Genomic DNA, 20,436 nt, shown 5'->3' on the forward strand with positions numbered 1-20,436 from the left:
AATACGATGAGCTGGTTACGAGACTTGAAAACTACATGGAGATTTTAGAAAATATTCAGCGAAATAAAAACGATGCCCGAACAACAAAGCATAGAATATAAACAAAGCTGGCACGATGAATATCTGAAATGGGTTTGTGGATTTGCCAATGCACAAGGCGGTGTAATATTCATTGGTAAGGATGATGCTGGTAAAGTGGTTGGCATTAGCGATTACAAAAAGCTGATGGATGAAATACCCAACAAGGTTAAAGACCTGATGGGTATTTTGGTTGATGTAAACCTGCATGAAGAAAATGAACTATATTATCTTGAAATAATTACACAGCCTTATGCTGTGCCTATTTCTTTACGTGGCAGGTATTACTATCGCAGCGGAAGTACCAAACAGGAATTGATTGGAGCAGCACTCACCGATTATTTACTTCGTAAAAGTGGTAAGACATGGGATGAAGTTGCCGAACCCACGGCCACACTTGATGACATTGATGATGCCAGTTTAAAATCATATATAGCAGCTTCTCTTCATGCAGGCAGAATTGCAGATGTGGAAGGATTAAGCAAAGCAGATTTGATTGCCAAACTCCGCCTGACAGATGATATCGGTAATATTAAAAGAGCAGCCATTGTTTTATTTGGACAGAACCCGGGAAAATTTTTTAATAATTGCGTTGTAAAAATGGGCCGCTTTGGTAAAGACGGCAGCGACTTAAGATTCCAGGAGACGGTTGAAGGCAATATTGTTTATTTACTGAAAGAAGTGATAGAGCAACTAAACCGGAAGTTTTTTACCCGTGCTATTTCGTTTGAAGGCATACAAAGAATTGAAAAAGGTGAATATCCCATCGCCGCAATTCGTGAAATGTTACTGAATGCACTTGTGCACAGGAATTACTTGGGTACATCCGTGGTGCAGATGCGTATGTTTGATAATCATTTTAATATCTGGAACGAGGGTGAATTACCAGCTGGCATTAGCTTAGATTCACTCAAAAGACAGCATCCATCATGGCCAAGAAATTTATTGATAGCCGATGTATGTTTCAAAGGTGGCTACATTGATGCATGGGGAAGAGGCACACTAAAGATTATCAGTACCTGCAAAGAAGCAGGATTACCCGACCCTGAAATTATTGAACAGGATGGCGGCATATTGGTAACGCTGTTTAAAAACAAGTACAGTGCTGAACAGTTGAAGAAATTAGGATTGAATGAGCGACAGCTAAAAGCAGTATTGTATGTGGTTGAATATGGTAGTATTACTAACTCAAAATATCAAGAGATAAATGAAGTTGGCAAAACGCTGGCTACTGAAGAATTAAAGGAATTGATTGGCAAAGATATCATAAAGCAAGCGGGTTCTAAAGGGCGAGGAAGCAAGTATGAACTTGAAAAATAATTGGCCGCTAATTGGCCGTATTGGCCGCTAAATGGCCGGAAATAGGCCGTTTACAGTAACAAAATATGGATGAGGATTTCTCAAATCATTTAAAGGTGAATCAGGAACTTTCGGAGCAGGAATATCTTATCAATTAAAAGGGTAGTAATAGGGCAAATGGGGCAAAATATTCGGACTCAAAATGGACTCAATTTCATTAATCGAAAGTTGACTCGTATAAATCCTGTTTTTGGTGCGTAGCTTTTACGTGAGAGGTGAGACGTGAGAGGGTTAGGCCATGGTCCATGGGCTATCAGCCATGCACTATCCTCCCATCCTTCATATGCAACACCCGATCACTCAACCCGGCCAATTCCTCATTATGTGTAACAATCAAAAAAGTCTGCTGAAATTGTTGTCTTAGTGTGCCAAAGAGGCTGTGTAATTCACGGGCATTGGTACTGTCGAGGTTACCGGTGGGCTCATCTGCAAAAATAATATCGGGCTGATTAATGAGTGCCCTTGCCACGGCCACACGCTGTTGTTCTCCACCCGATAACTGGTTGGGTTTATTCTCCATCCGGTCACTTAAGCCTAAGAGATCGAGTAGTTCAGCGGCTCTTTTTTCCACATTTTTCTTAGGGGTACCGGCAATCCATCCGGGGATGCATACATTTTCTATGGCTGAGAATTCGGGTAGGAGATGGTGAAACTGGAATACAAAACCAATATGCCGGTTACGGAAGGCAGATAGTTTTTCGCCTTTTAAAAGATCAACCTGCTGTTCATTGAGCCATATAGAGCCACTGTCGGCCTTATCGAGCGTACCCAGCATATGCAATAAAGTGCTTTTTCCGGCACCGGATGAGCCTACAATACTCACCATTTCGCCCCGGGAAATTTCTATATCCACGCCTTTCAGCACTTCCAGTTGACCATATTTCCGGGTTATATTGACCGCTTTAAGCATAATTCCCACCTGTTTAATCGTTCAAACTTAGCCTATATCAGCCTTTTTTTAAACATTTCTTTACACAGGAAGTCCAACCACATTTGGTGGTATCGTATATACGGTTACATTTGCAAAAAATTAAAAGGTAAGTTATGTTCTGGACATTAGAATTGGCAAGTTACCTGGAAGAAGCTCCCTGGCCAGCCACAAAAGATGAATTGATCGATTATTCCATCCGTAGTGGTGCGCCCATTGAAGTGGTAGAAAATCTCCAGGAACTGGAAGATGAGGGTGAAGTGTACGAGAGCATAGAAGATATCTGGCCTGATTACCCCAGCCAGGAAGACTTCATGTTCAATGAAGACGAATACTAATACCCGCTTTCAGGTTGAATAGTTTTTAGAAAAAATCCCGCCTCTTAGTTAGGGGCGGGATTTTTTTGGTCCATAGTTGATAGTCCATGGTCCATAGTCCATAGTCAATAGCCAATGCCATGGTCTATGGACTATGGACTCTTCCTAAAAGTAAGTTTAAAATAAAACAGCACCAGCGTCAAAGCCAGCACTACAAAGTTGGCTACAATGACAGGACCGCTTTCTATGGCAAAACCATATACCAGCCATACAATGGTGCTGGTTACAACAATGGTAATCATCCAGATACTCAGGTCGCCCACACTTTTCGATTGCCAGGATTTGTATACCTGGGGAATAAAAGTAATAGAGGTTAAAAATGACCCGAGATAACCAACGAGTTCGATCCAGTTCATAGAGCATTTTTTGATGTCAGATGTCAGATCGCAGATGTAATCAAATCTGACATCTGCGATCTGACATCAAAAAATTTTATTCAACACCCAGTTTCGTCATCACATCCATACTCACCCCCGTGGTAGAATAACCACCATCGTGGAAGAGGTTTTGCATGGTTACCATACGGGTGAGGTCGGAGAAGAGGGTGATACAGTAGTTGGCACAATCTTCTGCACTGGCATTACCCAATGGTGCAATGGCATTGGCATAATCGAAGAAATCGCCAAAGCCTTTGATGCCAGAACCTGCTGTGGTTTTGGTGGGTGACTGCGATACGGTATTGATACGTACTTTTTTCTCTAATCCATAATGATAACCAAAACTACGTGCGATTGATTCGAGCATGGCTTTAATATCGGCCATATCGGTATAGAAAGGATAGGTACGTTGTGCGGCTGCATAAGATAGCGCTACCACACTGCCCCATTCATTAATAGCATCTAATTTTTTTGCCACAGCCAGCATTTTATGTAGCGACATAGCCGATACATCTATGCCTTTCATGAAATACTCATAATTAGATTCTGTATAAGGTATTTTCTTACGGATGTTTACACTCATACCAATAGAGTGTAGCACAAAATCTATTTTACCACCCAATACTTCCTGCGATTGGGTGAACAGGGTAGTGAGTTCTTCCACGCTTGTAGCATCGGCGGGAATAATCTGAGAATTGGTTTTCTCTGCCAGCTTATTAATCTCACCCATACGCATGGCGATGGGGGCATTGGTTAATACAAAACTGGCACCTTCTTCGTGTGCTTTTTCAGCCACTTTCCAGGCAATTGAATTTTCATCGAGGGCACCGGTTATGATACCGCGTTTTCCTTTAAGCAGGTTATAAGCCATAATAAGTCGTTTAAAAATGGTTTAGTAGGGGTAAAAGTATAGAATATCGGTTAAACCCTAATTCATCATCATTTCGCGGGCATTTTCGAGAGCGGCGGCAGTTGGTTTTTCTCCACTCAGCATTCGGGCAATAGCAGTAATGCGTTCATCTTTATCCAGTAATCTGATATTGGTTTTTACAGCGTTTTCAACGATCTCCTTGTACACAAAGAAATGCGCATCGGCCTTGCCTGCTATCTGTGGCTGGTGGGTAATGCAGATGATCTGTCTGTTGGCGGCCATATTTTTCATGATCAATCCCACCTGTTTGGCGGCTTCGCCGGAAATACCGGTATCTATTTCATCAAAAATCATGGTGGGAAGGTCGATAGAAGCAGCTACCAGTGACTTAATACACAACATCAAACGACTCAGCTCTCCACCACTAGCCACTTTACGTATGGGTTCGAAACGGTTGCTTTTGTTGGCGTCAAACAAAAAGTCAATCTGATCCTTTCCATATTGATGTAATGTGCTTTCCTTCAGGTCTACTTTCAGTTTGGCATTGGGCATACCCACTTGTGTAAGCAAACGGTTCACTTCCAATTCAAGTGGTTTGATCTGTTGTTGTCTGGCGACCGATATTCGTTCTGCCAATTGTTCAGCCTGTTTGAACAAAGCTGCTACTTCTTTTTCTTTGGAAAGAATGGTATCATCAATATGTAAAACAGTTTCTAATTTTTTTGACAATTCCTGTTGCAGCGCCAGCAATTCATTGGTGGTTTGAAGGGCATGCTTCTTGAGTAATTTATACCCATCTGTAAGCCGCTGATTGATCCATTCAATTCTTTTTTCATCAAACTGAACCTGGTCATTTACATGGTCAATTTCACCGGCAATATCCTGTAACTCTACCTGTGTACTTTGTAAGCGTACAATGATGGCAGCAAGGTCTTTATGTAAGTCTGCAAAAGGCTGTAACTGCTGAATCAGTTGTTTGATGCTGGTAACAACCGGCTGCTCGCTTTCGCGTAATGTATAAAACACTTTATTGAGTGCAGATTTAATACCCTCGGCACTACTCAATATTTTCAATTCCTGATCCAGCTCTTCCAGTTCATTTTCTTTGAATGACAATTCATTTAGTTCATCAAATAAAAACTGATGGTAATCAGCTTCTTTGGTAAAAGCGTTTTTCTGCTCCTTCAACTGTTCCAGTTCTTTCGAAATCAACTGCCATTGCTGGAATACTTTTTTAAACTCATGCAATACGGGTTCATTACCTGCCAGTGCATCTAATACCTCACGTTGAAAATCGCTGTCGCCCAGTTCAAGCGTATCAAATTGCTGATGAAGATCTACAAGCAATGAAGCCAGTTGTTTTAATTGCTGAACAGTAGCAGGGGTATCATTAATAAAAGCCCTCGATTTTCCATTGGCCGCAATCTCCCGGCGTAATACCAGTTCATCTTCAGCATCCAGTTCATATTGTTGTAAAAAAGAAGCAACTTCAGGTTTATCATGTGTGCTGAATATCCCTTCAATAAAACATTTTTTTGAACTGTTCACCAATACCGAACTATCAGCCCGCTCACCCAATATAAGACTCAGTGCCCCCATCAATATACTTTTACCCGCTCCTGTTTCACCTGTAATAATATTCAGGTTATTGGAGAAGTTAATCTCAATCTCATCAATGATGGCGTAGTTCTGTATGTGGAGCTTGGTGAGCATGGGCAAGGGTGAATAGTGAGTAGTCAGTAGTGAGTAGTCAGTAATATAACAAGAAATACTCACTACTGACTACTGACTGCTCACTAACATTTTCTGCCTGCAATTTATACAAAAGACTATTCCCCTTTGCATCTCAATATCCCCGATTTGGCGCGTTGGTCTAAGGAATTTTTATATTCATGGTCGCCCATGTCTAAACAACGCTGGTAATATTGTATGGCCAATGCTTTTTGTCCCTTCGCTTCATAAATCTGTCCTATTTGCACCGCGGCACGCGCAGCGTAATATTCTTTTCTGAATTCGCCCAGTCTTATAGCGGCGAGATAGGCATTGATGGCGTCATTTTCACGGCCGAGGTCATCATAAATACGGGCGGCGCGGTACACATATTCAAGCCTGTCTTCTTCTTTGTCGAAATCGTTCTCCGTTTTACCATGCAGCAAGGCCAATGCTTCGCGATGATAGCCACCATCATTAAGCCATCGGGATTTCAGCAGCAAAATATTGGGCCAGTAATTGGCTTTGGCATCTTTTAATGCTTTTTTGTCGGCATCAGAATCGGTATTTCCTTTTGTTAGTACCAGTTGTCTTGCTTTTTCAGCAGCGGCTGTATTGCCCTGTAAATAATAGCAAAGCCGTATTTTGTCGTACACGTCTTTTACATAAAAATTGCCCTTGAATTTTTGTAGAAAACGTTCGAAATATGGGATGGCTTCTTCTGGTTTGAGCTGGAATGTTTTTACAAAACCCATTTCAAAATCCCAGATGGGAATATCAAGGTATTCGGCTGAATGATTCCTGTTTTGAACAATCTGTTGTGTGAATTGTGACTGCTTGTTATTGAGGCTGAGATTGGCAGCCATCCAGCCATGTAAATGATTGTTGACCAGATCCAGTTTTTTTTGCTGGATAAAAGCCATCGCTTCATCTTTTTTATTATCCATATAAAACAACAGGTAGGGATAGATAAAGTGTGCCTCATTCATCAGCATTTTTGCAGACGGATCATTGCTGTTTACAAATGCCTGTACTGTTTTTAAACCTTCGGTAACAGAACCACGCATACCCAATACACTGGCCAGCCATTTATATCCTTTGGGAATGGTGCCAATCATGGTTTGCAGTGTTCCATACATCAGGTCATCGGGAATAAAGCGGGGGAATTTCTTTTTGTTGTCTTTCAGCAAAACCCAGGCCCGGCGTATATCCCAACCTGCTTCCCACATTTTCCCAAACTTGATGGCCGATGTGGCTTTGTGTACCCGAACAGTGCTTAGCGCAAAACGATGATAAGGTGAGTTTTCCGGTCCATCATCCAGCGCATCAATTCTTTCACTGAATCTTGGATACCTGAGTTTATAGTCTGCCGGATTTTCATTCAAAAACAATATGAGGAAATCAATATAGCTTTCAAGCACCAAAGGAATCAGGTTATCAGGATTTTGTTGCCGTGCTTTTTGAATCAGTTCCTGACCATGTTCAATTTTTAAACGGGTGATCTCATGATAAGCCTGCTGACACAGTGCATTGAAATCGTACACTTTCTGACTGATACCTGAAAGTGACAGCAGTAAAAACGAGATAAAGATACTTGCCTGCTTCATGCAGCCCGAAAATAAGAAAGGACAGCGATAAAGCTGTCCTTTCAAAGTATTTTAACGCAGGTATGTTTATTTCACATCTACGCTGTCGTTCAAATCTGCGTCTACCAGGATACGACCACAGTTTTCGCAAACAATGATCTTCTTGTGTAAACGAATTTCGCTCTGGCGCTGAGGAGGAATAGAGTTAAAGCAACCACCACATGCATCGCGCTCAACAGGTACTACCGATAAGCCATTACGGTAGCTCTTGCGGATACGGTCGTAGCTGTACAACAGGCGGTCGTCGATATGACTACGTGCTGCTGCGCTTTGTTTGTTGAAATGTGTTTCTTCTTTCTCGGTGTCGGCAATAATTTTTTCCAGTTCGCCTTTTTTATGGTTGAGTACACCATCTTTTACTGCGATCTGCTTTTTAGCCACATCCAATGCTTTTACTTTATCAGCCAGTTCGTCATTGGCGTCGCGGATATGTTTTTCAGCCAGTTTAATTTCCAGCTGCTGCATTTCGATTTCCTTGTTGATGGCTTCAAACTCACGGTTATTCTTCACGTTCTCGCTCTGCTTCTCATATTTGGCGATCAGTGCTTCACTTTCTTTCATCGTAGTTTTCTTGCTTTCGATGAATTCTGTGATACCATTGATTTCTTCTTCTACGCGGGTCTGACGGCTCTGTAAGCCCTGGATCTCATCTTCCAGATCGCTTACTTCCATCGGAAGTTCGCCTTTCAGCACCTGAATTTCATCCAGCTTGCTGTCGATCTTCTGCAATTTGAGCAGATTAACCAGTTTTTCTTCAACCGAAAAGTCTTTAACGGAAGCCATATTGTATAAGTGGTTTATTGTATGATTCTAAATGCTTGTTCCTTGATCCCTGTAACTTGATTCTTGTATCTTGTTACTTTTCCCTTGTTTCCTCTTACGTGAAGTAGTTCACCACATTGGTTTTTACCCCGGATTTGAGGACGGCAAAGGTAGGGAATTTAGCCTGTAAAACATCAATCAGCAGGTCGGTTGTATATTGTTCACTTTCCCAATGGCCGATATCGGCAATCAGTATCCGGTCATTGGCATCGAAAAACTCATGGTATTTAAAATCGGCTGAAATATAGATATCTGCCCCCTTCGACACCGCTTTTCCGGTTAAAAAGCTGCCGGAACCACCACAAAGGGCCACTTTTTTGATCTTTTTGCCCAAAAATGGGGTGTGACGGATGATTTTGAGGTCAAAACTCGTTTTGAGCATCTCTAAAAAGAATATTTCGTCCATGGCTTCGGGCAATTCTCCTATCAAACCACTTCCAACATCCTGATAATCATTCGATAAGCTAACTAAGTCATAAGCCACTTCCTCATAAGGGTGTGCTTCAAAAAGTGCAGCCAGTACCTGCTGTTGACGCCAGGCCGGGAAAATGACTTCAACTTTTGTTTCTGGCTCAAAATGGGTTGTCCCGATTTCTCCTACATGTGGGTTGGTACCCTCACCGGCCCTAAAACTACCCGTTCCTTCAGCAGAAAAACTACAGTGACTATACTTACCAATATCTCCCGCTCCGGCAGCGAACAAGGCATTTCTCAATTTTTCAGCCTGGGCATGTGGTACAAAACTGTACAGTTTCATCAGTAAACCGGCTTTTGGCGCCAGTATTTTACGATTGATGAGTCCGAGCTTATCTGCAATCCTGTTGTTTACCCCATTAATAACGTTATCGAGGTTGGTATGAATGGCATAAATGGCAATATCATTTTTAATGGCAGCTATTACGGCTTTCTCTACATAGTTTTTACCATTGAGTTTTTTGATTCCGCCAAAAACAATGGGATGATGGGCCACAACGAGATTGCATCCTTTTTCCTTTGCTTCAAGAATTACCGCTTCGGTTGCGTCGAGCGTACAAACAATGCCCGTACATTCCCATGAGGGAGAACCGGTAATCAGTCCTGCATTATCGTAACTCTCCTGTAAGGCCGGTGGCGCCAGTTGTTCCAATACCTGTATGATATTATTGATGTTCATATTTGCTGATTGCTAACAGCAAGTTACCTTCATTCTATAATTGATGGTATGCAGGAAGGCGATTTTCTTTTTTATGATGGACAATTATTACGGTCTGACAGATTACTGATTTCTCCCAATAACAGATCGTACAGGTATGGCGATGGTTGTTTTGAAACCATAAAACTGCTCGATGGAAAGATCCAGTTGGCCAATTATCATTTTGAGCGGCTGATTTCTTCGCTTGAACTGCTTCATTTTAAAAAGTCGGGTTATTTTACCGCAACCTGGCTGGAGAAGCAGGTATTGGCAGTGGCTGAAAAAAACGGACATATGCAGTCTGCGCGAATCAGGCTTACGGTTACCAGGGGAGATGGGGGCGTGTATGATGAACAAAACCAGTTTCCTTATTTGCTCATTCAAAGCTGGCCGCTCTCGCCAACAGTTCAGGAGTTAAATGAGAATGGATTGGTGATTGATATTTATAAAGATGCAAGAAAAGTAATAGATCGCTTTTCATCAGTTAAAAGCAATAGTTACCTGCCTTATGTTATGGGTGCTTTGTGGGCAAAGGAACAACAGTTGAATGATGCCATTCTGCTTAATCCGTTTGATCGTGTAGCCGATGCCACCATTGCCAATGTATTTATTGTGAAAGATGGAATGATAAAAACCCCGGCACTTACGGAAGGTCCGGTAAATGGCGTGATGCGTCGTCATGTATTACAAATGCTTCGCAAAGAAAACATGCCGGTTGAAGAAGGATCCATAACAATAGATGAACTGATGGAAGCTTCGGAAATATTTTTAACCAATGCCATACACAGCATCAGGTGGGTGAAACAGTTGGGTAGCAATAACTACAGCAACCTGCTCACGCAAAAACTCTACCAGCAACTGATAAAGACAAAGGGGTAAAGATTTCTAAGTTATCTATCGAACCATTTATTCGCGCGCGTGTTACAATCCTAAAATCTCACTCATGAAACCTCGCATACAGGTAATGTGGTTCCGCAGAGATCTTCGTTTGTCAGACAATGCGGCATTGTATCATGCTTTGCGTACCGGTATTCCTGTATTACCTGTTTTTATTTTCGATAAAAATATTCTCGATCAGTTGGATGATAAGGCCGACAGACGTGTGGAGTTTATTCATGCAGCCATAACAGAATTACAGCAGCAACTTGTGCAAATGGGTAGTACACTGGAAGTGTATTATGATTACCCGAAAGAAGTGTACAAAAAATTACTGGAACGATATGATATTGAGGCTGTATTTACCAATCACGATTACGAACCCTACGCCCAGGAAAGAGATGCAGCAATTGCTGCTCTGTTAAAAGAGTATGGAACAGGTTTTAAAACCTACAAGGACCAGGTGATTTTTGAGAAAAGCGAAGTGGTAAAAGATGATGGCAAACCTTACACTGTATTTTCTCCTTATGCAAGAAAGTGGAGAGCGAAACTGAATATTTTTTACCTGAAAGCATATCCAACAGAGAAATATTTTTCGAATTTCTATCAACAGACACCTGTAACAATTCCTACATTATTATCCATAGGTTTTCAGCCTGTAGCGCTTCCTTTTCCTTCGAAAGAGCTGGAAGAGGCTGTGATCAGACATTATGGCGAAAACCGAAATTTTCCTTCGCTTGAAAAAGGAACATCCAAAATGGGTGTGCATCTGCGTTTTGGAACGGTGAGTATTCGCTATCTCGCACGAAAAGCCATGGAGTGGAACGATGTGTACCTGAATGAACTGATCTGGAGAGATTTTTATCATACCATTCTCTGGCATTTTCCGCAGGTAGGTAAAGGCGCTTCTTTTAAACCGGAGTATGATAAAATTGAATGGAGGAATAATGAAACTGAATTTGAGCATTGGTGTAATGGAACCACCGGTTATCCGATTGTAGATGCAGGTATGCGTGAACTCAATACAACAGGTTATATGCACAACAGGGTGCGTATGATTGTTGCTTCTTTTCTCACCAAACATTTACTCATAGACTGGCGTTGGGGTGAAGCCTATTTTGCACAAAAGCTACTTGATTTCGATCTGGCTGCCAATAATGGTGGATGGCAATGGGCCAGCAGCAGTGGTTGCGATGCAGCTCCTTATTTCCGTGTATTCAATCCATCACTGCAAACAGAAAAATTTGATAAAGACCTGCGCTATATACGCAAATGGATACCTGAACTGAATGAGTTCAATTATCCTCAACCCATTGTACAGCATGAACTGGCAAGGAAGAGGGTGCTGGAAGTTTATGCGAAAGGACTTAAGGGGCTGTGAGCTTTAAGCTGCTAGCTATTAGCGCTAGCTTCCAGTTTCGATTGTTCATGGCTTATTACTCGCGGCTCACAGCTCATAGCCTTTCATATCATTCTCATATTTATAAAAATAACCCTGCGCCACCTCTCCGTTTCTCCCGTTCTCTGCGGTGAAGAAAACTTTCGCTAAAAAAGAAAATAATTTCTTCACGCAATGGTAATATACAGCAATAGGCAAGACGATAACTTCACGCTCTCAAAACTTAATGACTATGCGTTTGTTATCAACCCTTATTGCTTTTCTCATTTCAGTTGCTGCACTGGCACAAGACAAAGACCAGAAAATTATCATCATCACAACTGATGGATTAAGATGGCAGGAAGTATTTAAAGGAATGGATGCAGAGATTGCGAAGAACCCGAAATTTAACCAGGAAGACAGCGCAGGAATTTTCAAAAAGTATTGGGATAAAACAGAAGCCGGCCGCAGACAGAAGCTGATGCCTTTTTGCTGGGGAACACTGGCCAAACAGGGACAGCTATATGGAAACAGGGCTCACGATAACAAAGTAGACAATGCAAATCCTTATTGGTTTTCTTACCCGGGCTATAGCGAAATATTAACCGGCCATGTAGATACACTCATCAATTCAAATGATTATCCGCCTAATCCGCATACCAATATTCTGGAGTTTTTTAATAAAATGCCGGCCTATAAAAACAGGGTAGCTGCGTTTGGTGCATGGGGTGCTTTTGACAGAATCATCAATGAAAAACGTGCAGGCTTTCCTGTACTGAATGCTTACGACGACAATACAGCAGCGCTTTCAGATCCAATCATGAAACTGCTGAATGAAATGAACCAGACAGGCTTCAAACCATTTGGTGCAGGAGAAACATTGGATGTGTTTACGCATTTTCAGGCATTACATTATCTGCAGGTTAAAAAACCAAAAGCATTTTATATTTCTTATGGTGATACAGATGAGTTTGCACATCACGGCGATTATAAGTATTATCTTGATGCGGCACACCAGTTTGATGAGTGGGTGGGACAAATCTGGAACTGGATTCAGCATGACCCCGATTATAAGGATAAAACCACATTACTCATTACAACCGATCACGGAAGAGGTGATGCAGTAAAATCTGAATGGACTTCTCACGGTCAAAAAGTATTGGATGCTTCGCAAATATGGTTTACTGTAATTGGTCCGAAAGTAAAACCATCAGGAGAAATCAAAAAGTCTCAGCAACTCTATCAAAAACAATTAGCGGCTACTGTGGCACAATTGGCAGGTTTCAATTTCACTGCAGAACATCAAGTGGCCAAAGCTGTTGAAGTAGAACAGAAATAATGAAAAATAAACAGCTCAAAACTGTTGTTACTGTTGTGCTTGTACTGTTGTTTGCAACAGTACAAGCACAAACAAAAAAGCTCGCACCCTGGTCGAGGGGCATGTTTGATATTCATCATATCAGCACAGGCAGGGGTAACGCTACTTTTATGGTATTTCCCGATGGAACTACTATGTTGTTTGATGCCGGTGAAATTTCTGATACACATCCCCGAACCTTATCAGACAGAAACAGCAGGTTGCATCCGGATAGTTCGAAACAGGCATATGAATGGCTAGTTCAATATATTACCGAGTTCTCACCATTTGCAAAACCGCAGATAGATTATGGTGTCATATCCCATTTTCATGATGATCATTTTGGTGAATGGGATATACAAAAAAAGAAATCTGTTAATGGTAATTATGTGTTAACAGGATTTACCGGTGTAGGCGATATTGTTCCTATCAAAAAAATGATCGACAGAGGCCATACTATACCGGTTAACTTACGTTCTGAATCATTTCAAAAACGTTATGAGAAAGATGAATACCATATTGTACAATCACTAAACAATTATTTTTCTTTTCTGGATGCACAGAAGAAAAAGGGCATGTTGTATGATAGTATTGTGCCAGGAGCAAATGATCAGTTTGTTTTAACCCGTGAGTCAGGCAGTTTTCCGGAATGGGAGATTAAAAATATTGCTGCAGGTGGCAGGGTGGCTACAGGGTATAAAAACAGAGAGTCTGTAAATGTGTTTCCGGAAACTCATTATCCGGGCGAAAATCCACTCAGTGTATGTTTAAAGATCCGCTATGGAAAATTTGATTATTTCACCGGTGGCGATGTATCGGGTATAGACGAATTTGGTGCGCCCGATTTTCAGTCGATGGAGGCCCAGATTGCAGCGTTGATTGGTGCAGTAGATGTGGCTACTTTGAACCATCATGGCAACCGCGATTCGCAACAGGGTTATTATGTAAGAACATTACGTCCTAGGGTATGGATACAGCAAACCTGGTCGTCTGATCATCCGGGGCATGATGTATTAAGACGTATCATGTCGACCAGTATTTATCCCGGGCCAAGAGATTTGTTTGCAACGGATATGCTGGAGTCCAATATCAATGTAATCGGCGATTCATTTGTGAACAGGGCCTATAAAGCAAAAAAAGGACATATTGTTATTCGGGTACAACCTGGTGGAGATCGTTATGCCGTATATGTGCTCAACGATTCCAGTACAGATAAATATATTGTTTCAGAACACGGGCCGTACGAGTCGAGGTAAAACTGAAAAAAATGCCCCTGTTTTCTGCTGAATATAATTTGTTGCAGAAAACAAGGGCATTAAAGATGATAGATAATAACTGTTTACCTGAAGCTGATTAATTCCACATCAAATATCAAGGTACTGTTCGCACCGATTTGTGCACTTACCTGACGCTCACCATAAGCAAGATGTGGTGGAATAAAGAAACGCCATTTGCTGCCCGCTGGCATAAGTTGTAAACCTTCGGTCCAGCCCTTGATCACCATATTTAAAGGAAATGCCGCCGGACGACCACGCTGTACAGAACTGTCGAAAATGGTGCCGTCGATCAGTGTGCCGTGGTAGTGACAGGTTACTTCATTGTGTGCCTTGGGTTTTTCGCCTGTACCCGTTGTTAATATTTCATATTGAAGACCACTCTCCAGTTCAGTTACTTCGGGTCTTTGTTTATTGCTGGCTAAAAAATCCTGGCCTACTTTTAAATTAGCGGCCGCTTTTTCAGCCTTGAGTTGTGCCAATTGATCTGCTACTCCCATAAAAATTACATTTTTTGCAAAACTAAGGTAACCTGTTTGCATCTGAGCGTTTGCAGACGAAGAAACCTGTTTATATTACAGGTAAAACAGGTTATGCAGGAAGATATCATTATTCAGATCAGTAATCGATTGCGTGATCTTCGTAAAGAAAAAAATATTACACTACAGGAACTGGCAGAAGCTGCAGGGGTATCAAAAGCCATGCTGAGTCAGGTAGAGAATAACCGAACCATTCCTTCTTTAACTGTTTTGTTGAACCTGATTAAATCGCTTAATATAGATTTTAATCATTTTTTCAAAGACATCAATCTCTTAGCACCAGACAGTAAAGTAATATTCCGGAAAAAAGAACAATACCAGCCCTTTGAAAAAGAAAATGCAAGCGGGTTTTATTATCAACGGTTGTTCTCAACAACTGTTCAGGATTTCCATACCGATTTTGTACTCCTCCGATTATCAGCAGATGCAAAACGCCCTATGGTAAAAACTGATGCATTTGAATTCAAATACCTTATCAGCGGGAGCGTAACTTATTTTATTGGCGAAGAATCTTTTGATATGGAGGAGGGAGATTCGCTTTTCTTTGATGCTGGTGAATTGCACAATCCTGTTAACCGCGGAAAAGATGATGCCCTGATGCTTGTGATCTATATTTTTAAAAACCATCCTTTATAGCGCTTAACGATTTATTAACTAAAGTTTAATATTTGTTAATAATCGACCAATAATCGATCTATTTGTTAAGTCACACTTTACTTTTACTTAACCTACAGCACATTTTACCATAACATTAGCAGGATAGGTTTGTGGCCTAAAAAAAACATAACCTGCTTATGAAAGCGCAAAAAACTGTTTGGCGCAGCGTGAGATTGGCCTTTTTCTTAATGGCCCAGCTCATTAGCTTCTGCACCCTGGCTCAAACAAATGTTACTATCAGGGGTAAAGTGTCTGACGCAATTACCAAGAAGCCTATTGAAGGCGCAAGTATTTTAAATAAAACCAATGGTGTATTTACCAATGCTGAAGGAGAGTTTTCCATACTCGCAGCCAGTGGTTCTCAAATTACCATCAGTTCGGTTGGATATACAACTGTTAAGCAGTCTGTAACAGGTGAATACCTGAGTATTTCATTGTCGCCCGTTGCACAACAGTTAGACGATGTGGTTGTAACAGCATTGGGTATCAGAAAAGAAAAAAAGAAACTGGGTTATGCTTCACAGGAATTGAAAGGAGAAGCATTAACTACTGCAAGAGAAACCAATGTGGTAAATCAACTCGCTGGTAAAATTGCCGGTGTTACTGTTGTAGGAAGTAATTCAGGTATTGGTGGTTCGGCCCGTGTAACCATTCGCGGAGAAAGATCTATCGACCTGAATAAAAACCAGCCTTTGTATGTTATTGATGGTGTACCCATCAATAACTCTTTAACAGGTGGTTCAGGAAGAAATAACCTCGAAGTAGATTTTGGTAATGGTGCCAGCTTTTTGAATCCGGATGATATTGAATCAATCAACGTATTAAAAGGGCCCGCTGCATCTGCATTATATGGATCAAGAGCGGCCAATGGTGTAATTGTTATTAAAACCAAATCAGGTAAAAATGCAAAAGGAATTGGTGTAGAAGTAAATTCCAATTTCACCATGGAAAAAGCATTGCGCTTACCTGATTACCAGAATAAATACGGACAGGGAAATGGTAATGGTGGAGCTTTTGCTTTTGTAAACGGCGGTGGTGCAGGTCTTACTGATGGTACCGATGAATCATGGGGTCCAGCATTTGCCGGGCAGTCATATCCACAGTTTAATTCGCCACGTACATTAAACGGACAAACCATTCCATTTCTGGGAGGAGACCTGAATGCACCTGCGGGAAGCATCATTACAGCTACTCCATGGCTGAACGATGCCGATGGGGTGAAGAATTTTTTCCAGACAGGAACCACAGTTACGAATAATGTAGCCCTGGTTGGCGGTAATGATTTCGGTGATTTCAGGATATCATACACCAACCTTGATCAGAAAGGAATTGTACCTAACACTGATCTGAAAAGAAACACCGTTTCTTTTGGTGGTGGTTATAACCTCACCGATAAATTTTCTGCAAGGGCATTTGTAAGTTATATCAAGAGTAATAGTGGTAACAGACCCTCTATCAGTTATGGTACAGAGAACATCATGTACCTCTTTAACTGCTGGTTACCAAGATCTGTGCAACTGGATGAAATGAAACGCTTATGGCAGCCGGGTCTCGAAAACAGAAAGCAATTCAGTTGGAATTATAACTATCACGACAATCCTTATTTGACGGTATATGAAAATACCAACGGTCAGAATGTAGACCGTATTATAGGTAACATAACGCTGAAATATGATTTGTTGAAATGGTTGAGTGTACAGTTTAGAACTGCTACCGATTATTCAAGTGAAGTAAGGATGTACAAAAGAGGTTTCAGCTCACAGCGTTTTCCATTTGGTCAGTATCGTGAAGCACGTGTAATTGCTGAAGAAAGAAACTCTGATTTCCTGTTTAGCGCAAATAAACAGATCAACAGCGACTTTACTATCTCCGGTACATTCGGTGGTAACCAAACCATCCAGAAAAGCGATTATAATGAATTAAATGCAGGTCAGTTGAATATACCTGGCATTTATAAACTCAGCAATAACCGTGTTCCGCTTGATGTAAGTCAGTCAACATCTGAAAAAAGAGTAAACAGTCTTTATGGCTCTGCACAAGTAGGTTATAAGAATTACCTGTTTCTTGATATTACGGCACGTAATGACTGGTCAAGTGCACTTACATTACCCGCCAGTTTGAAACTGTTAGGAAACGAGCAGAATTCATTTTTCTATCCATCAGCAGCATTGAGTGCTATTGTGAGCGATATGGCGAAGCTGCCATCTTATATCAGTTTTGCAAAACTGAGAGCCAGTGTGGCACAGGTAGGTAACGACACCGATCCTTTCACATTTACACAGGCATTTAATCCAGGTACAGCATTTGGTACGGCACAGATATATGGTGAAACAGATCGTTTGGCAAACCTGAGTCTGAAACCAGAGATCAGCACTGCATTTGAGATTGGTACAGAAATTAAATTTCTGAAAAACAGGATTGGTCTTGATCTTACTTATTACAACAGCAGCACTAAGAACCAGATTATCAATATCCCTTTATCGAATACAACTGGTTACAGCAGCAGGGCCATCAATGCCGGTATGATTAAAAACTATGGTTTTGAAGCCATGTTGAATGTGGTGCCTGTGATTACTAAAAAAGGGTTCAAATGGTCTGCCGATATCAACTTTTCAACCAACAGGAGCAAAGTGGTATCACTGTCTGATGGTTTAACCAATCTGGTTATGGCAAGCAGAAGAGTAAGTATTGAGGCACGCGTTGGTGAAAGAATGGGAGATATGTACGGTATTGGTTTTGCACGTGTTCAGAGCACAGACAAAACAGCGCCATACTATGATGCTTCAGGAAAATACACTGGTCAGATGGTGTTTAATAATGGTCGCCCTATTCCAACTACACAACGTATTAAGTTGGGTAACTACAATCCAGACTGGTTAGCAGGTATCAACAATACATTGACGTACAGAAATTTCAGACTTAGCTTCTTATTCGATATCAGACAGGGTGGTAAAGTATATTCAGAAACACAAACAGTAGGTCGTGAAGGAGGTATTATTACCGAAACACTCGAAGGTCGTGCGGATGGATATGATCTTACTAAACCAGGTAATGGTGTAATTGGTCAGGGTGTGGTACTGAATACAGATGGTTCATTCAGTCCGAACACTGTTAAAAGAACTGCACGCGAATGGCACACTGCCTGGACAGGTGGACGAAACATTGCAGAAGGTGTTATGTACGATGCAAGTTTTGTAAAACTGAGAGAGGTTCAGATTGGTTTTACTGTTCCGGATAAATTATTCAGAGGTACTCCTTTCAGGGGTGCAACCATCAGTCTGGTAGGAAGAAACCTGGCACTTTGGACAAAAGTTCCACATGTTGATCCTGAAGTAATGTCGTTTAGCGGAGGTACTGCTTTACCAGGTATTGAATACATGTCTATTCCATCATCCAGGAGCTTTGGCGTAAACCTCAGCTTTAAATTATAACCTGAAAATATTAGTGATATGAAAAATAAGTTTCTAATCATAGGATCATTGTCATTACTGACACTCGGATCATGTACAAAGAATTTTGAAAAAATCAATACCAATCCGAATGTTCCGAGTTCTGTAACACCAGATCTTTTATTATCGGGTGTTATCAAGAATACCATTAACGATCAGGTGAATGAAGCCTGGGGAATTGGAAATATTGTTGCACAACATACAGCCAAGATTCAGTTTGTAAACGAAGACAGGTATTTATGGGGAGAAAGAAATGGTGTATGGAACAGTGTATATGGCAATATGCGTAACGTTCAAAATATGATTGACCTGGCTACTGCTTCAACTCCGGTACAAAATAATTATCTCGGTGTTGCGCTGATCATGAAATCATGGATGTTTTCACTGGCAACTGATGCTTATGGAGATATTCCTTATACAGAAGCAACAAAAGCCAAAACCGGATCAGTATATACTCCTAAATACGACAAACAGGAAGATATATATACCGGACTTTTAGCCGATCTGAAAAAAGCCAATGATATTCTAGGCACCAGTAGTGAAGCTATCAGTGGAGATATTCTGTACAACGGATCGGTTGATAAGTGGAGAAGACTGGCCAATTCACTTCGTCTTCGTTTATTGATGCGTTTGTCGAAAAAGAAAAATGTGAATGCAGATATGCAGGCAATCGTTGGCAATCCAACCACAAACCCGATTTTCTCAAGCAACAGCGATAATGCTGAATTGAAGTATCTGGCTGATGTACCAGCCAATCAGTGGCCTTTATATAGTGCACGTGTTGGTTCATTCGATGAATTCAGGGTAAGTAAAACATTGAGCGACAGACTTACTGTTTTAAATGATCCACGCCTGGCTGTATTTGGTCGCCCATCGCAAAAATCTGTTGCGGCAGGTACTCCTAAGATTGAAGGTATTCCGAATGGATTAGGCGATGTTGCCGCACTTAACTACAATGGGGGACCTCAAGGTGTTTCACGTGTTGGTTATAGTTATGCATGTCTGGTATGTAACGATGGGGGGCAGATTGCACCGCAACCAAATGTGGCCAGAGGACTAATCATGACTTATGCTGAATTGCAGTTTATATTGGCAGAAGCAGCAGAAAAAGGAATGATTACTTCAGCTACTACTCCCGAAGATTATTACCTGCGTGGTATACAGGCGAATTTCAGTTTTTACAATGGTATGATTCCGTCACAGTATGGAATCAATGTAACACCGCCCGCCGGTTATTACACACAAGCAGGTGTAGCTTATGCAGGTACACAGACAGAAAAACTGGAAAAAATTGCATTACAAAAATGGGTAGCCCTGTTCTTTAATGGACTTGAAGCATGGTTTGACTGGCGTCGTACAGGCATGCCTGCAATAATACCCGGTGCAGATAACCTGAATAATAATAAAGTTCCGCTTCGTTATATCTATCCGCTTTCAGAACAATCATTGAATGGGAAGAACAGAACTGAAGCTGTAGCCAGACAAGGGGCAGATGATCTGAATACTGCAATATGGATCATTAAATAATTCATAAAAAGCTGGGAAAGGTTTATTGTTAGTAGAGAAT

Annotated in this window: 17 protein-coding genes; 9 read left to right on the top strand and 8 right to left on the bottom strand. The window is 41.2% G+C overall.

Features of this window, described 5'->3' with window-relative positions; translation table 11 throughout:
- Nucleotides 1-72: 72 nt before the first annotated feature.
- Nucleotides 73-1,398 carry an ATP-binding protein gene (locus KXJ59_RS07370; RefSeq protein ID WP_295202663.1) on the top strand — a complete coding sequence of 442 codons (1,326 nt, stop codon included), beginning with the start codon at nt 73-75 and terminating at the stop codon, nt 1,396-1,398.
- Nucleotides 1,399-1,690: 292 nt separating this feature from the next.
- On the opposite strand, the gene KXJ59_RS07375 is transcribed toward KXJ59_RS07370, so the two are convergent.
- Nucleotides 1,691-2,347, bottom strand: coding sequence for an ABC transporter ATP-binding protein (locus tag KXJ59_RS07375; RefSeq protein WP_295202666.1), 657 nt, complete (start codon nt 2,345-2,347; stop codon nt 1,691-1,693).
- A gap of 134 nt (nt 2,348-2,481) precedes the next feature.
- On the opposite strand from KXJ59_RS07375, the gene KXJ59_RS07380 reads away from it, so the two are divergent.
- The gene (locus KXJ59_RS07380) at nt 2,482-2,703 is read left to right on the top strand and encodes a DUF2795 domain-containing protein (protein ID WP_026767946.1); all 222 of its coding nucleotides are present in this window, start codon (nt 2,482-2,484) and stop codon (nt 2,701-2,703) included.
- Nucleotides 2,704-2,834: 131 nt separating this feature from the next.
- On the opposite strand, the gene KXJ59_RS07385 is transcribed toward KXJ59_RS07380, so the two are convergent.
- The 6 genes from KXJ59_RS07385 to KXJ59_RS07410 all read right to left on the bottom strand — a co-directional run bounded on the left by KXJ59_RS07385 (nt 2,835) and on the right by KXJ59_RS07410 (nt 9,321).
- A complete protein-coding gene (locus KXJ59_RS07385) occupies nt 2,835-3,098 on the bottom strand; it encodes a SemiSWEET family transporter (RefSeq protein ID WP_295202668.1) in 264 nt (87 codons plus the stop codon).
- A gap of 76 nt (nt 3,099-3,174) precedes the next feature.
- Nucleotides 3,175-3,990 carry an SDR family oxidoreductase gene (locus KXJ59_RS07390; protein ID WP_295202670.1) on the bottom strand — a complete coding sequence of 272 codons (816 nt, stop codon included), beginning with the start codon at nt 3,988-3,990 and terminating at the stop codon, nt 3,175-3,177.
- A 57-nt stretch (nt 3,991-4,047) separates the two neighbouring features.
- Nucleotides 4,048-5,703: a DNA repair protein RecN gene (gene recN, locus KXJ59_RS07395; RefSeq protein ID WP_295202672.1), complete on the bottom strand. Its 1,656-nt coding sequence runs from the start codon at nt 5,701-5,703 to the stop codon at nt 4,048-4,050.
- A gap of 116 nt (nt 5,704-5,819) precedes the next feature.
- Complete coding sequence (locus KXJ59_RS07400) at nt 5,820-7,307, bottom strand: bacterial transcriptional activator domain-containing protein (RefSeq protein WP_295202674.1); 1,488 nt, start codon at nt 7,305-7,307, stop codon at nt 5,820-5,822.
- A gap of 66 nt (nt 7,308-7,373) precedes the next feature.
- Nucleotides 7,374-8,129: a C4-type zinc ribbon domain-containing protein gene (locus KXJ59_RS07405; protein ID WP_295202675.1), complete on the bottom strand. Its 756-nt coding sequence runs from the start codon at nt 8,127-8,129 to the stop codon at nt 7,374-7,376.
- 94 nt (nt 8,130-8,223) lie between these two features.
- The gene (locus KXJ59_RS07410; RefSeq protein ID WP_295202678.1) at nt 8,224-9,321 is read right to left on the bottom strand and encodes a Nif3-like dinuclear metal center hexameric protein; all 1,098 of its coding nucleotides are present in this window, start codon (nt 9,319-9,321) and stop codon (nt 8,224-8,226) included.
- A 48-nt stretch (nt 9,322-9,369) separates the two neighbouring features.
- Between KXJ59_RS07410 and KXJ59_RS07415 the strand changes: the two genes are divergently transcribed.
- From KXJ59_RS07415 to KXJ59_RS07430, 4 genes are all read left to right on the top strand, one after another.
- Complete coding sequence (locus KXJ59_RS07415) at nt 9,370-10,218, top strand: aminotransferase class IV (RefSeq protein WP_295202680.1); 849 nt, start codon at nt 9,370-9,372, stop codon at nt 10,216-10,218.
- Nucleotides 10,219-10,282: 64 nt separating this feature from the next.
- Entirely contained in the window at nt 10,283-11,596 is a 1,314-nt protein-coding gene (locus KXJ59_RS07420) for a deoxyribodipyrimidine photo-lyase (RefSeq protein ID WP_295202683.1), read from the top strand.
- Nucleotides 11,597-11,846: 250 nt separating this feature from the next.
- On the top strand, nt 11,847-12,932 hold the full coding sequence (locus KXJ59_RS07425; RefSeq protein WP_295202686.1) for a hypothetical protein: 1,086 nt from the start codon (nt 11,847-11,849) through the stop codon (nt 12,930-12,932).
- Entirely contained in the window at nt 12,932-14,206 is a 1,275-nt protein-coding gene (locus KXJ59_RS07430) for a hypothetical protein (RefSeq protein WP_295202689.1), read from the top strand. Before KXJ59_RS07425 ends, KXJ59_RS07430 begins: the two co-directional genes overlap by 1 nt.
- Before the next feature lie 83 nt (nt 14,207-14,289).
- On the opposite strand, the gene KXJ59_RS07435 is transcribed toward KXJ59_RS07430, so the two are convergent.
- Nucleotides 14,290-14,766, bottom strand: a complete 477-nt coding sequence (locus tag KXJ59_RS07435) for an FKBP-type peptidyl-prolyl cis-trans isomerase (RefSeq protein ID WP_295202692.1) — start codon at nt 14,764-14,766, stop codon at nt 14,290-14,292.
- On the opposite strand from KXJ59_RS07435, the gene KXJ59_RS07440 reads away from it, so the two are divergent.
- From KXJ59_RS07440 to KXJ59_RS07450, 3 genes are all read left to right on the top strand, one after another.
- Nucleotides 14,761-15,399 (top strand): helix-turn-helix domain-containing protein, encoded by a 639-nt coding sequence (locus tag KXJ59_RS07440; protein WP_295202694.1) that lies wholly within the window; start codon nt 14,761-14,763, stop codon nt 15,397-15,399. The two genes, KXJ59_RS07435 and KXJ59_RS07440, sit on opposite strands and share 6 nt — an antisense overlap.
- 158 nt (nt 15,400-15,557) lie before the next feature.
- Nucleotides 15,558-18,851 (top strand): SusC/RagA family TonB-linked outer membrane protein, encoded by a 3,294-nt coding sequence (locus tag KXJ59_RS07445; RefSeq protein WP_295202697.1) that lies wholly within the window; start codon nt 15,558-15,560, stop codon nt 18,849-18,851.
- Between the two features lie 18 nt (nt 18,852-18,869).
- Nucleotides 18,870-20,396, top strand: a complete 1,527-nt coding sequence (locus tag KXJ59_RS07450) for a SusD/RagB family nutrient-binding outer membrane lipoprotein (protein ID WP_295202700.1) — start codon at nt 18,870-18,872, stop codon at nt 20,394-20,396.
- Nucleotides 20,397-20,436 lie beyond the last annotated feature (40 nt).

The organism is Sediminibacterium sp. (assembly GCF_019264485.1).
In the GTDB taxonomy this organism is placed as follows: Bacteria; Bacteroidota; Bacteroidia; order Chitinophagales; family Chitinophagaceae; genus Sediminibacterium.